Below are 13,409 nucleotides of genomic sequence, written 5' to 3'. Positions count from 1 at the left end.
CGGTCCGCCGTCTTCATTTGAGGGACACACCATGAGCCGATTGCTGTCGCTTTACCGACGCATGCAACGCTGGCCGGGTGGGCAGTGGCTGTTCTCGCGCGCGGTCTGTTTCAAGGCGCCCTACTTCGCCAGCATCGCCCCACGCATCACCGTGCTGCAGCCCGGCCGTTGCGAGGCGCGCATCGCGCATCGGCGGCGGGTCAGCAACCACATTGGCACCGTGCATGCGATCGCGCTGTGCAACCTGGCCGAGTTGTCCGGCGGGGTCATGGTCGATGCCAGCCTGCCGCCGTCGATGCGCTGGATCCCGAAAGGCATGCGCGTCGAATACCGCAGCAAGGCCAACGGCACGATGCACGCGGTGGCGACGCCGGACGTGGCGATCGTGGCCGCCGAGAGCGGCTACGAGCTGCCGGTCAGCGTGGAGATCCGCGACGCGCGCGAACAGGTGGTGTTCTTCGCCAGCATCGCCATGTGGGTGTCGCCGCGCGCGAAGGTGGCGAACGGCTGACGCCGCACCGCGATGCCGGCGCGCAGCCGGCTCAATAGGCCAGCAGCACCGCCGCGATCGCCAGCGCCGCCGGCAGCGCCTGCACGAACAGGATGCGGCGGCTGACGCTCCACGCGCCGTACAGGCCGGCCACGACCACGCAGCCCAGGAAGAACAGCATCACGTCCACGCGCTGCGTCGCCGCGCCCCAGCCCAGGCCGGCGGCAAGGAAGCCGTTGTACAGGCCCTGGTTGGCGGCCAGCACCTTGGTCAGCTGCGCCTTGTCCGGCGTGTTGCGGAACACCTTCATGCCCAGCGGCCGGGTCCACAGGAACATCTCCAGCACCAGGATGTAGACGTGCAGCAAGGCCACCAGGCATACCAGGATCGAGGCCAGCAGGGTCATGCGCGCGTCCATCGGCGAAAGAGGATGCACAGCATAGCGGTTGCCGCAGCGGCCGGCACCGCGGCCGCGCGGCCTGCTGCGCGCAGGCTCAGCGCGTCGGGGGCATCTCTGCCGCTGCAGCGGGCGCGGCGCTTTCGACCGCACGTGCCAGGCGCCAACCGATGACGCCGGAGACCGTCGCCGCCAGCGCGGCAAACGCGGCGAAACCGGGCACGCCCATGCCCAGCGCACGCAGGCCGTTCATTGCCGAGGCCACGGCCACGTCGCCGGCGCGCCATACCGCCGTATCCACCGCATTCTTGCCCTGGTAGCGCAGCTGCCGCGGCACCCGCGTGTACAGCGATTCGCGCGCCGGCCCGACCATGCCGTAGGTCAGCGAACGGGTGATCACCAGCGGCAGCACCACCCAGGGCACGATCCACACCGCCAGGGCATAGGGATCGGGCGACAACGCGGTGGTCACCAGCGTGCCCACGCTGATCAGCGCCCACAGCGCGATCACCGCGCCGGCACCATTCTTCATCAGCAGCCAGCGGGTCACGCTGATCTGCACGACGACCTGCAGCACGTTGGTCAACGTGTCGATGTTGGCCGCGAACTGGGTACGCTCGACCGCGTTGTGGAAGGTGGCGCCGGAGTAATCGGTCATCAGTGCATAGCCGACCGTGCCGATGCAATCGCCCAGCAGCATCAGCAGCGCCATGCCGCGCATGAACGGATTGGCCAGGATCTGCTTGAGGCCGTCGAACATGCCGCCGCCGACCGCGGCCTCGTGGCCGACGTCGTGGCGGCGCGCGCCATGCACCCGCGCCCAGCGTCCGAGCAGGATCACGCACACCAGCGCGACGCCCAGCAGCGCCGCCGACACCACCAGCAACGGCGCCACGCCGATCACCCCGACCAGCCCGCGGGTCAGCAGCGGCCCGGCCACCGCACCGGCGGTGCCGCCCAGGCCGATCAATGGGAACAGCCGCCGCGCCTGTTCGTTGCTCCAGATGTCGGCCATGAAGCTCCAGAACACCGACACCACGAACAGGTTGAACACGCTGACCCAGACGAAGAACACGATGCCCAGCGCACGCGGACTGAGCCCGCCGTAGCCGCTGAACAGCGGCACGAAGCCGAGCAGGCACAGCGCGAAGAACACGTACACCGCCGGCACCACGATCCGCCGCGGCCAGCGCGCCGCCATCCACGCGAACAGCGGGGTCAGCAGCAAGGTGGCGACGAAGGTGGCCATGAAGAACCAGGGCAGCTGGGTCGAGCCCACCGCCGCCGACAGCTGTTCGCGCACCGGCCGGATCACGTAGTACGCCGCCAGCACGCAGAAGAAATAGACGAAGGACAGCAGCACCGCGCGCAGCTCGCCGGTCTGGACGCGCTTGTTTTCCCCTTGCATCGGCCCGCCGTTCGCCGTGTGGTTGCGCGCACGGTAGCCGATGCACTGCAACATCGCCAGCGTCGCCGACACGCGCAGACCCATGCGCATCGCGGCGTCTGCACCCCGCGGCGCGGCCGAGCATATGCTCTATCCACGGCGACTAGCGTCGGCGCCACGAAACAGGGGGACCGCGGGTGTACGACTACATCATCATCGGCGCAGGCTCGGCAGGCTGCGTGTTGGCCAACCGGCTCAGCGAGGATCGCGATTGCAAGGTGCTGCTGATCGAGGCCGGGCCGCGCGACCGCAATCCCTTCATCCACATGCCCGCAGGCCTGGCGCGGCTGGCCGGCAACCGCCGCATCAACTGGAACTACCTCACCGCGCCGGAGCCGGCCTTGAACGATCGGCGCCTGTGGTGGCCGCGCGGCAAGGTGCTGGGCGGCTCCAGTTCGATCAACGCGATGTGCTACGTGCGCGGCGTGGCCGCCGACTACGACGACTGGGCCGCCGCCGGCGCCGAGGGTTGGGACTGGCAGGGCGTGCTGCCGTATTTCCGCCGCAGCGAACGCAACAGCCGCGGCGGCGATGCGCTGCACGGCGGCGACGGGCCGCTGCACGTGTCCGATCTGCGCTATCACAACCCGCTGTCGGACGTGTTCATCGCTGCCGGGGAGCAGGCCGGCTTCGCCCACAACCGCGATTTCAACGGCCCGCAGCAACAGGGCGTGGGCCTGTACCAAGTCACCCAGAAGGACGGCGCGCGCTGCTCGGCGGCGGTCGCCTACCTGGCGCCGGCGCAGGCGCGCGCCAACCTGCAGGTGATCACCGACGCGCTGGTGCTACGCCTGCTGGTGGAGGGCGAACGCGTGGTCGGCGTGGCCTACGCGCAACGCGGCGCCGAAGTGCAGGCGCGGGTGTCGCGCGAGGTGCTGCTCAGCGCCGGCGCGGTGAACTCGCCGCAGCTGCTGATGCTCTCGGGCATCGGCCCGGCCGACGAACTGCAGCGCCATGGCATCACCGTGCACCTGGACCAGCCGCAGATCGGCGCCAACCTGCAGGACCATCTGGACGTATGCACGCTGTACCGCACCCGCCCGGGCATCAGCTACGACCGCCGCAACCAGCTGAAGATCGCCTTCGACTATTTCCTGCGCGGCCACCGCGGCGCCGGCAGCAGCAACATCGCCGAGGCCGGCGGCTTCATCCGCTCGCCACTGGCGCCGGATGCGCGCGCCGACATCCAGCTGCATTTCGTGCCGGCGATGCTCGACGACCACGGCCGCAACCGGCTGCCCGGCGAGGGCTTCACCCTGCACGCCTGCCACCTGCAGCCGCGCAGCCGCGGCCGCCTGTCGCTCAACGACGCCGACCCGCGCACGCCGGCGCGGATCCAGGCGAACTACCTCAGCGATCCAGACGGCTTCGACCTGCGCATGCTGGTGGAATGCGCGCGCCTGGCGCGGCGCATCCTGCAGCAGCCGGCGTTCGATCCCTGGCGCGGCGCGCCGCTGCTGCCGGCACGCGACGACCTGGACGAAGCCGGCCTGGTCGCCTACATCCGCGCCAAGGCCGAGACCATCTACCACCCGATCGGCACCTGCCGCATGGGCAACGATGCGTGGTCCGTGGTCGATCCTCAGCTGCGCCTGCGCGGACTGGAAGGACTGCGCGTGGTCGATGCATCGGTGATGCCGCGCCTGGTCAGCGGCAACACCAACGGCCCGACGATGATGATCGCCGAGCGCGCCGCCGACCTGATCCGCGGCCACAGCGCGCTGCGCGACGGCTGAGGCACGGCCGGCGCAGCGGGCGGGCCTACCCGCGCCTCACCGCGCGCGGCCCGCCAGCCACACGCCCAGCGCCGCCAGCGCGAAGCCGCACAGCTTCAGCGCGGTCAGGTGCTCGCCGAGCAGCAGGTGGCCGAACACCGCGGTCACCGGCGGCATCAGGAAGAACAGGCTCGCCACCTGGGTAGCGGCGCCGCGACGCAACAGCAGAAACAGCAACGCGAAGCCGCCGATCGAATTGACCAGCACCAGCCACGCCATCGCCGCGACGAAACCGTCGCTGGCCTGGAAGCGGAAGCCTTCCCACGCCGCCAGCGGCAGCAGCACCAGCGTCGCCGCGGCGTTCTGCACCGCTAGTCCGACGCGCAGGTCGAGCTGCGCGGCATGCCGCTTCTGGTACAGGGTGCCGGCGGCGATGCCGAACAGGCCCACCAGCAAGGCCAGCCAGCCGCCCCACGGCGTCGCCCCATCGATGCGGTCTGCGGCGACCGTGGCGACGCCGGCGAAGCCCAGCGCCATGCCCAGCCACTGCGCCGCGCGCAGCCGCTGGCCGCCCCACCATGGGCTGGCCCAGGCCACCAGCAGCGGCATCGCCCCGATCACCAATGCGGCCACGCCGGAGCCGGTGCCCAGTGCGAAGGCGGCGTAGACCCCACCGAACTGCAAGGCCAGCATCAGCACCCCGGCCACCGCGCTGCGCGCCAGTTCCTGCCGCGGCAGCGCCTTCAAGCGTGCAGGACCGGCGGCCAGCGCGAAGCACAGCGCGGTCAGACCGAAGCGCCACAGCAGCGCGGTGAACGGCGCCGCATGCGCCACCACCTGCTTGCCGGCGATGTAGCCGGTGCACCAGACCAGCACGAAGGCCAGGCCCAGCCAGGTCGCGGCGGCAGGCGCGGTACGCGCGGCGGGGATTGAGGAAAGGTCGGGATCGGGCATGCGCCATGATCCCGCAGCGCTACCGCGCCGTCACTGCGCCGGCAACGGTTCAGCCTGGCCCGCGGCGAGCGCAGCGGCTTCGGCACGTCGATTGCATGCGTTTCAGGCACCTGCCGCGCCGTTGCGGCAGCCGCTCCAGACTCCGCGTTGCCGGGCTTGTCGGCTCGGCAAAATCACCAGCAGGATCAAGACGATGCCCATTCATCTTCTCCCGGTTTGTGCAATGGCGAAAAGCGGCGCTAGAATCGGTTTCGGCAGCACCTCACAGGCCACACGCGCGATGAAACAGAACAGCAGGCACCGGCTCCTTCGACCGGTGGCAACCGGGATGCTCGGGGTATTGCTGCCCTTTGCAATGTCCTCCACCGCGCAGACGCCGGCGCCCTCGCAGCCGCTGCCGCCGCCGATCTACACCGAAGCCACGCGCTACACCTCGCCGACCCAGCCGCTGCCGTACCGCGCGTCGCTGCCGGACAGCAAGGTGCTGCCGCTGGCCAGGGACTTCGATGTCGCCAGCCTGGAAGCGATGGCCGAGCAGCTCACCTACGGCGAACGCGTGCCCGGCCTGGCGGTGGCGATCGTGCACAACGGCCAGGTGATCAGCGCGCGCGGCTACGGCGTCACCGACGTCAACCGCCCCGAGCCGGTCGATGCGCACACCGTGTTCCGCCTCGCCTCGCTGTCCAAGGCCTTCGCCGGCACCATGGCCGGCCTGCTGGTCAACGACGGCACGCTGCGCTGGGACAGCAAGGTCGTCGACTACGTGCCCGGCTTCCAGCTCAGCGATCCGGTCGCCACCGGCCAGTTGAACGTGGCCGACCTGCTCAGCCATCGCGTCGGCCTGACCTACAATGCCTACGACCGCGACGTCGAATCCAATACCGACTACTACACGCTCAGCCACAAGCTCGCCTACGCGCCGCTCAAGTGCGCGCCGGGCGACTGCTACGCCTACCAGAACGTCGCCTTCAGCCTGATCGGCGACGTGGTGTTCGCCGCCTCCGGCAGCTTCTATGAGCAGTCGGTGGAGCGCCGCATCTTCAAGCCGCTGGGCATGAACGACGCCAGCATGGGCCTGGCCGGGATCCAGGCCAGCCCGCGCTGGGCGCGTCCGCACGTGCGCAGCCGCAACGGCTGGGTGTCGCTGATGCCCAAGCCCACCTACTACCGGCTGGCCCCGGCCGCCGGCGTCAACGCCAGCATCAGCGACATGGCGCAGTGGCTGATCGCGCAGACCGGGCACCGTCCGGACGTGCTGCCGGCGCCGTTGCTGGCCACGCTGCATGCACCGCTGATCACCACCCCCGGCGAGATGCGCTCGGGCTGGCGCCGCGAGCGGGTCAACTCGGCCAGCTACGCGCTGGGCTGGCGCATCTTCGATTACTCGGGACACCAGGTGGTGTTCCATGCCGGTGCGGTGCAGGGCTATCGCGGGCTGGTCGCGCTGGTGCCCGAACGCGACCTGGGCGTGGCGATCCTGTGGAACGGCGAGAGCGGCCTGCCCTCCGGCCTGCTGCCGACCATCCTCGACCGCGCGATCGGCCTGCCGATGCAGCGCTGGCTGGACGTGGACACCGACTTCGGCAGCGACAACATGATGGCCGAGCGTCCGGATCCGAAGGACAAGAAGGGCGCCTCCGCGTCAAAGTCGACCGCGTCGCCGCACTGACGCGGGCGGTCTGCTGATGGAGTCGGCGGAAGGCGGCGCGAGCCGCCTTTCTGCTGTCTGCGTGTTGGCTTTGCGGGAGCTGCGCTTCAGAGCGACAAAATCTACTGGGTTGCGCAAGCCAGCAATTGCGCCCTGATCCGACGTTGATGGAACCCAGGCGATAGGGTCGCGGCTGAAGCCGCTCCTACAGGGGGCGGCGTGCGGTAGCGGCTCGGCCCACGTCGAAGCGCTGCTTGAAGCGATCGATCGACAAGTCACTGGCGATTTGGCCGTCGTCTGTCACCAAGACAACCAGCCGTCGGATCAGCTGCCGACACTCGCGCACAAGTCCATCAAGCGAATAAAGCCCCTCTCCCATCGGGAGAGGGGTTGGGGTGAGGGTACGGGCGAAGCCTAGCGACAAGAGGTTGCTGCGAGGGTACGGGCGAAGCCTCGCAGCAAGAAGTTGCCGCAAGGGTCTAGACGAGATTCGCTGCAAGAAGTTGCTGCAAGGCTCCAGGCGACACCTCGTGGCAATGAATGCTCATGGCGATGTACCTCACCTCGCCACATACCCCACCGCTACGCACGCCGCCTGACCCGACCCTGCGCACCAACTTCCCCGGAAAGCGGCGCGTGGTCCCGGTGGAGAAGCAGGATCAGTCAGCCAGGCCGCACGGCAAGTCGGCACTGCAGCGCTGGGTTGCCAGCACGTGCGTCTACCCTCCCGCGCTCACACGCTCGCACAGGCGCCGCCAGCGCAGCAACGGGCACGTGGAGCGCGGTGAGGATGGTTTGAAAACGCAGAGGCTGCCGGCGCGACATGGCAACGCCACCTAATGCCCTCGAGCAGACGCGGGGGAGCCAAGCGGCATCGTCGACCACGTCGTCTGCGGCAGCGAGGCAGACGCCTGGCGAACTCGCGCAGCAGCGTGGCCTACAGAGCAGTCGGAATTCAGTACAGATCGGACACGTGCCAGGCGGCGACAGAGCGCGATGGCGGCAACACCGCCGGCTTGAGGACTAGCCACCGTGCAGGCGACACGTCGGTGGCAGATGGGCGGCAGGTGCGTGGCACCTAGGCGCCATGGCAAGCAGCTCGCCACTCCGACGGCAAACGGACGCCCATAAAAAAGCTCCCTCCCCGCTGGGCACCGGGGAGAGAGCTCTAGGTACGGCTATCGGGATGGATCAGATCAGATCAGCGGCGCGGGCGTTGCCGGCAGCGCGACCGGAGCGGTCTTCTTCTTGCGGGCAACCGGCTTCTTCTTCGCGACGGCCTTCTTGGCGACAGCCTTCTTCGCGGCCGGCTTCTTGGCAGCCGACTTCTTTACCGCCTTCTTGGCGACGGCCTTCTTCGCGGTCTTCTTTACGGCCTTCTTGGCGGTGGCCTTCTTCGCGGTCTTCTTGGTGGCGGCCTTCTTGGCGGTCGCCTTCTTCGCGGTCTTCTTTACCGCCTTCTTCGCGGTGGTCTTCTTGGTGGTGGCCTTCTTGATGGCCTTCTTCACCTTGGCGACCTTCTTGGCGACTTTCTTGGCGACCTTCTTGACCGCCTTCTTTACCGAGACCTTCTTCGCTGCCGGCTTCTTGGCGGCAGTCTTCTTGACCGCTTTCTTAGCGGCCGGCTTCTTTTTCGCAGCTTTTTTCGTGGCCATGGGATGGCTCCTCGTCAGTGAACTATGGATTGAAAACGCCCAGTTAAAGCAAACCCGCGGCGATGGTCCGCCTGCAGGATCCGCCGGCGCGTAGTGCGGGCCGGGTCGGATACAGAAACACCCGTATCGAAGCTCGATACGGGTGTCGTGCCAGGGGAGACGTTGCGTTTCTCGGAGGGAAGCGACACCTGATCCACCATCGTCAGGTTCCTGGTGGAGGTCCAAGTTGTGCTTCGCGTTCTGATGTCGATCCGATTCACTCGCTTGCGCAGCAACGTCTGCTGGGCGAAACCTAATCACGCTTTTTTTTACTGTCAACAGTTCTACGCAATTTTTTTTCAGGCGTCGCGTGCCGCGAGCGCACCGATCGCCGCGATCGGCAGCCGCCGGACCTCGACAACAGCCGTTGCGAAACCCGCGACGAAACTTCGGCGCAAACAAAAACAGCGGTAATTCCCGCGATTTTTTGCAACACGCCGATGCGACCGGCCATTTCGCGCGCTGCCGCGCGCGGCGCCGGCGGCATCCCGGCGCGCATACGCGAGCCTGTCCGCGAGCTGAAAAAAACTTTTCGCGGCATGCGCCGTTCCGGCATCGCACAAGAGCAAATGCGCAAAACTGCGCAAACTTTTTCGCGCTGTTCGGCGCTTGCGAGCGCGCGTGCGCGGCGTCTCGCACTGCATCGCGGCGGCGACGACGATGCCGTTGTAGCGCCCGCATGTCTGCGCATGCTCCTCACCGGCACATCACGCACACGCGATCGGACGCGTCGCGTTTGCGCTCGCCACCGCGTCCGCCAGCGGCGTGCATGTTCGCCTCGACCGACCCGCAGCACTGCGCATGCGCGCCACGACGAACACATCCGACCGGACGAACGCGACGCGGCTGGCCGACGCTGGCCGCAGCGCAGCGAGCGCTGCTGCGATCGGCAGATGTTCGGCAGATGCTTCGCCCGCGGCGCCCGACTGCGATGCACATCACCGTCACTGCCAAAAAACCGACGCGCGGTTCGCCGCGTCCCGGTGCCGCTGCAGCGGCGTCGCCTTCCGCCACTTGGCGACCACGTCGTGCGCATCGATGCGTGCGGCGCGGCCGGCATCCTCGCCCTGGCGTGCCGCATCCGCCGCCTGCGTCAAACCCGATCGCCGCTATGTCGGCCACTCAGAGAGATGCCGATCGCCTGATCGGCAAACCTCCGCACTACCGAAAGCGCGCTCCGCTTCCTGCTGCCGCTTTCTTTTGTGCGGCGCAAACGAAAACCGGCCGCACAAGGCGGCCGGTTCGGCTGTCGCGAAGTGGAACTCGGCTCAGTGGCCGTCTTCCTCGAGCAACTCGGCGTAGTCGTCCGGGGTCAGCAGGTCGTTCAACTGCTCCGGATCGGCGATCTCCAACACGAAGATCCAGCCTTCGCCGTAGGCGTCCTCGTTGATCGTCTCCGGCTTGTCGCTGAGTGCGGCATTGACCTCGACCACCTTGCCGGTGAGCGGGCTGTACACGTCCGAGGCGGCCTTGACCGACTCGACCACGGCCACGCCGTTGCCGGCGACGACGTCGTCGCCGACGTTGGGCAGCTCGACGTAGACCAGGTCGCCGAGCAGGCCCTGGGCGTGCTCGGAGATGCCGACGGTGACGTGACCGTTGCCTTCGACGCGCGCCCATTCATGGGACTTGAGGAATTTGAGGTCGCCAGGGATCTCGCTCATGGGGCTGCTCCGGAAAAAGACGGTATCGGGGATGGGTGGCTAGTGTAGCGAACCGGATGCTCCGCAACGACGTCGCGGGCGCATTGCGGCGGCGGCCGGTTCACTCGAGGACGCCGGGCTGGACCTGGCCTTCGCGCACGAACGGGAACTTGACCACGCGCACCGGCACTTCCTTGCCGCGGATGTCCACCCGCACCTGCCCGGGCGCGCCGGCCGGCACGCGCGCGAACGCGATCGCCTTGCCCAGCGTCGGCGAGAACGTGCCGGACAGGATCTCGCCTTCGCCCTGCGCGGTGAGCACCTTCTGGCCGTGGCGCAGCACGCCCTTGTCGTCCATCACCAGGCCGATCATCTGCCGCGGCGCGCCGTTGGCCTTCTGCGCCTCGAGCACGTCGCGGCCGATGAACACACGGCCCTCGTCCAGCGCCACGGTCCAGGCCAGCGCGGCCTCGTACGGCGACACGCTGTCGTCCATGTCCTGCCCGTACAGGTTCATGCCGGCTTCCAGGCGCAGCGTGTCGCGCGCGCCCAAGCCGGCCGGCTTGACCCCCGCTTCCAGCAGTGCGTTCCAGAACGCCACCGCCTGCTCCTGCGGCAGCACGATCTCGAAGCCGTCTTCGCCGGTGTAGCCGGTGCGCGCGACGAACAGCGCCACGCCGTCGGCCGACACCGCCTCGAACGCGGCGAAGCGGCCCAGCTTCTGCACCGCAGCGCGATCGTCCTCGCGCAGCAGGCCGATCGCCTTGGCGCGCGCGTTCGGGCCCTGTACCGCGATCATCGCGAAGTCCTCGCGCTCGCGCACTTCCACGCCGAACTTCTGCGCCTGCTCGCCGATCCAGGCCAGGTCCTTGCTGCGCGTGGCGGCGTTGACCACCAGGCGGAAGAAGGTGTCGGACATGTAGTAGACGATCAGGTCGTCGATCACCCCTCCCTGCGGGTTGAGCATGCAGGTGTACAGCGCCTTGCCCGGCAGCTTCAGCTTGTCTACCGAGTTGGCCAGCAGGTGGCGCAGGAACGCGCGCACCTGCGCGCCGTGCAGGTCGACCACGGTCATGTGGCTGACGTCGAACATGCCGGCGTCGCGGCGCACCTGATGGTGCTCGTCGATCTGCGAGCCGTAGTGGATCGGCATGTCCCAGCCGCCGAAGTCGACCATCTTGGCGCCGAGGGCGCGATGGCTGTCGTTGAGGATGGTCTTCTGGGTCATGGCGCGGGTCCGTGAGGAAAGTCGCCCATTATCGCCGCCGAGCGGCCGGGATTGGAGATTCGGGATTGGGGGATTCGGGGCGGCCGCATACGATCCAGCCCGAAGGCACGCCGTTGTAGGAGCGGCTTCAGCCGCGACACAATCTCTGATTCTGATAATGCCTGTCGCGGCTGAAGCCGCTCCTACAACGGATGCATGCAGCATGCGGAGATGCCGCGCACGCACGGTAGCCTCCAAATCCCGAATCCCGGCCTTACTCCGGCTGCACCAGCAACGTCATGCCATCCACCCCGACGATGCGCACCGCGCTGCCGGCCGGCAGGTCGGGGCCGCCAACCACCCAGAACGCGTCGTCGACCTTGGCGCGGCCGCGGCCGGCCTGGATCGGCTGGTCCAGCGTCACCACTCGGCCGATCAACTGTTCGGCGCGGCGGTTGAGCAGCGGCCGGTCGCTGACCCGGTCGCGGCCGCGGAACCAGGTGCGGTAGATCTGGATGGAGACGAAGCTGAGCACCACAAACGCGCCGATCTGCAGCAGCAGCGGGATGCCCGGCAGCACCAGCACGGCGACGAACACCGCCGCGGCGGCGAAGCCCATCCACAGCATGAACGCGCCCGGCGCCAGCGCCTCGGCCGCGAACAGCAGCAGGGTCAGCGCGCCCCACGCCACCACCTCGACGCGCATCGCTCAGACTCCGCTGCGCGGCGGCATGCCGCGCGGCACCGCCGGCGGCGCGGACTGCTGCTTGCTCAGCGCCTCGCGCGCCAGTTCGCCGATGCCGGCGATCGAGCCGATGATGCCGCTGGACTCCATCGGCATCAGCACGAACTTCTGGTTCGGCGCGGTGGCCAGTTCCTTGAACGCCTCCACGTACTTCTGCGCGATGAAGTAGTTGATCGCCTGCACGTCGCCCTCGGCGATCGCCTTGGACACCATCGTGGTGGCGCGCGCTTCGGCCTCGGCCAGGCGCTCACGCGCCTCGGCGTCGCGGAATGCGGCTTCCTTGCGGCCTTCGGCCTCCAGCACCGCGGCCTGCTTCTCGCCCTCGGCGCGCAGAATTTCCGACTGCCGCGAGCCCTCCGCCTCGAGGATCTGCGCGCGCTTCTCGCGCTCGGCCTTCATCTGCCGCGCCATCGAATCGATCAGGTCGCGCGGCGGCTGGATGTCGCGGATCTCGATGCGGGTGACCTTGATGCCCCACGGATTGGTCGCATGGTCGACCACGTTGAGCAGCTGCGCGTTGATCGTCTCGCGCTGGCTCAGCGATTCGTCCAGGTCCATCGAGCCGATCACGGTACGGATGTTGGTCTGCACCAGCGCGATCGTGGCGATCTCCAGGTTCGACACTTCATAGGCGGCCTTGGCCGCGTCCAGCACCTGGAAGAACACCACCCCGTCCACCCGCACCACTGCGTTGTCCTTGGTGATCACGTCCTGGCTGGGCACGTCCAGCACCTGCTCCATCATGTTGACCTTGCGGCCCAGGCCGTAGACCACAGGAATCAGGAAGTGCAGGCCGGGCGACAAGGTGTGGGTGTAGCGGCCGAAGCGCTCCACCGTCCACTGGAATCCCTGCGGCACCATGCGCACGGTCTTGAACAGCACGATCACGCCTGCGACCAGGATCACCAGCGCGAGGAAATAGGTGGACGGCATCGATTTGCTCCATTTAACCGAAAGGGTCTATCCAGCGAGTATAGCGAGCGCCCGGGACGGCGCCGGCTACCAGCGGATGCGCCCGAGCAGCATGTCCTTGAACATGACCCAGTCGCCGGCGAACGAGTACAGCGGGTGACGGAAGGTGGCCGGGCGGTTCTTCTCGAAGAAGAAATGCCCGATCCAGGCGCAGCCGTAGCCGCACAGCGGCGCGATCCACAGCCAACGCGGCTTTCCTGTGCAGATCGCCAGCAGCACCGCCAGCAGCACTGCGGCGCTGCCGACGAAATGCAGCCGGCGCGACAGCGGATGCCGGTGCTCGCTCAAATAGAATGGATAGAACTCGCGGAAGCTGGCGAAACGCCGCACGCGGTGGCCCTCCCGAGGCAACGCAGGCAGCTAGCATACGCCGCGTTGGTACCCGCATTAAAGAAGGGGTGTCGGCGCTCGCGCGGCCGGCCCGCCGCTGGCAGCGAACGCCTCCAACGTGGTCACACGCGGCATCGCCAAGCGCCGCCTGCGACATGCGAGCGTCG

13 protein-coding genes are annotated in these 13,409 nt (G+C 68.1%); 3 read left to right on the top strand and 10 right to left on the bottom strand.

Annotated features, from left to right (window positions below):
* Positions 1-31: 31 nt before the first annotated feature.
* Positions 32-511, top strand: a complete 480-nt coding sequence (locus tag HEP75_RS06390; protein WP_185825852.1) for a hotdog fold domain-containing protein — start codon at positions 32-34, stop codon at positions 509-511.
* A gap of 31 nt (positions 512-542) precedes the next feature.
* Here the strand turns inward: HEP75_RS06390 and HEP75_RS06385 are convergent, their stop codons facing one another.
* Positions 543-896: a DUF1304 domain-containing protein gene (locus HEP75_RS06385; RefSeq protein WP_185815666.1), complete on the bottom strand. Its 354-nt coding sequence runs from the start codon at positions 894-896 to the stop codon at positions 543-545.
* Between the two features lie 88 nt (positions 897-984).
* Positions 985-2,385 (bottom strand): MFS transporter, encoded by a 1,401-nt coding sequence (locus tag HEP75_RS06380; RefSeq protein WP_255424015.1) that lies wholly within the window; start codon positions 2,383-2,385, stop codon positions 985-987.
* 86 nt (positions 2,386-2,471) lie between these two features.
* Here HEP75_RS06380 and HEP75_RS06375 point away from each other — a divergent pair, with 86 nt between their 5' ends.
* Complete coding sequence (locus HEP75_RS06375) at positions 2,472-4,070, top strand: choline dehydrogenase (protein ID WP_185825851.1); 1,599 nt, start codon at positions 2,472-2,474, stop codon at positions 4,068-4,070.
* A 36-nt stretch (positions 4,071-4,106) separates the two neighbouring features.
* Here the strand turns inward: HEP75_RS06375 and HEP75_RS06370 are convergent, their stop codons facing one another.
* Positions 4,107-5,003 (bottom strand): DMT family transporter, encoded by an 897-nt coding sequence (locus HEP75_RS06370; RefSeq protein WP_185825850.1) that lies wholly within the window; start codon positions 5,001-5,003, stop codon positions 4,107-4,109.
* A 280-nt stretch (positions 5,004-5,283) separates the two neighbouring features.
* On the opposite strand from HEP75_RS06370, the gene HEP75_RS06365 reads away from it, so the two are divergent.
* The gene (locus HEP75_RS06365) at positions 5,284-6,672 is read left to right on the top strand and encodes a serine hydrolase domain-containing protein (protein ID WP_185825849.1); all 1,389 of its coding nucleotides are present in this window, start codon (positions 5,284-5,286) and stop codon (positions 6,670-6,672) included.
* Positions 6,673-7,847: 1,175 nt separating this feature from the next.
* Here HEP75_RS06365 and HEP75_RS06360 read toward each other — a convergent pair.
* From HEP75_RS06360 to HEP75_RS06325, 7 genes are all read right to left on the bottom strand, one after another.
* Positions 7,848-8,306: a histone H1-like repetitive region-containing protein gene (locus HEP75_RS06360; protein ID WP_009600482.1), complete on the bottom strand. Its 459-nt coding sequence runs from the start codon at positions 8,304-8,306 to the stop codon at positions 7,848-7,850.
* Positions 8,307-8,644: 338 nt separating this feature from the next.
* The gene (locus HEP75_RS06355; protein ID WP_185825848.1) at positions 8,645-8,932 is read right to left on the bottom strand and encodes a hypothetical protein; all 288 of its coding nucleotides are present in this window, start codon (positions 8,930-8,932) and stop codon (positions 8,645-8,647) included.
* Between the two features lie 681 nt (positions 8,933-9,613).
* Positions 9,614-10,009, bottom strand: a complete 396-nt coding sequence (gene gcvH / locus HEP75_RS06345; protein WP_185825846.1) for a glycine cleavage system protein GcvH — start codon at positions 10,007-10,009, stop codon at positions 9,614-9,616.
* A gap of 100 nt (positions 10,010-10,109) precedes the next feature.
* Positions 10,110-11,216, bottom strand: coding sequence for a glycine cleavage system aminomethyltransferase GcvT (gcvT, locus tag HEP75_RS06340; RefSeq protein ID WP_185825845.1), 1,107 nt, complete (start codon positions 11,214-11,216; stop codon positions 10,110-10,112).
* Between the two features lie 253 nt (positions 11,217-11,469).
* Entirely contained in the window at positions 11,470-11,901 is a 432-nt protein-coding gene (locus tag HEP75_RS06335; protein WP_185825844.1) for an NfeD family protein, read from the bottom strand.
* A gap of 3 nt (positions 11,902-11,904) precedes the next feature.
* Positions 11,905-12,873 (bottom strand): SPFH domain-containing protein, encoded by a 969-nt coding sequence (locus tag HEP75_RS06330; RefSeq protein ID WP_185815658.1) that lies wholly within the window; start codon positions 12,871-12,873, stop codon positions 11,905-11,907.
* Positions 12,874-12,939: 66 nt separating this feature from the next.
* Positions 12,940-13,242 carry a DUF962 domain-containing protein gene (locus HEP75_RS06325; protein ID WP_185825843.1) on the bottom strand — a complete coding sequence of 101 codons (303 nt, stop codon included), beginning with the start codon at positions 13,240-13,242 and terminating at the stop codon, positions 12,940-12,942.
* Positions 13,243-13,409: the final 167 nt, after the last annotated feature.

This window comes from Xanthomonas sp. SI, assembly GCF_014236855.1.
Taxonomy (GTDB): domain Bacteria; phylum Pseudomonadota; class Gammaproteobacteria; order Xanthomonadales; family Xanthomonadaceae; genus Xanthomonas_A.
The sequence above is the reverse complement of the archived record's forward strand: the minus strand, read 5'-3'. Positions and strand labels throughout refer to the sequence as shown.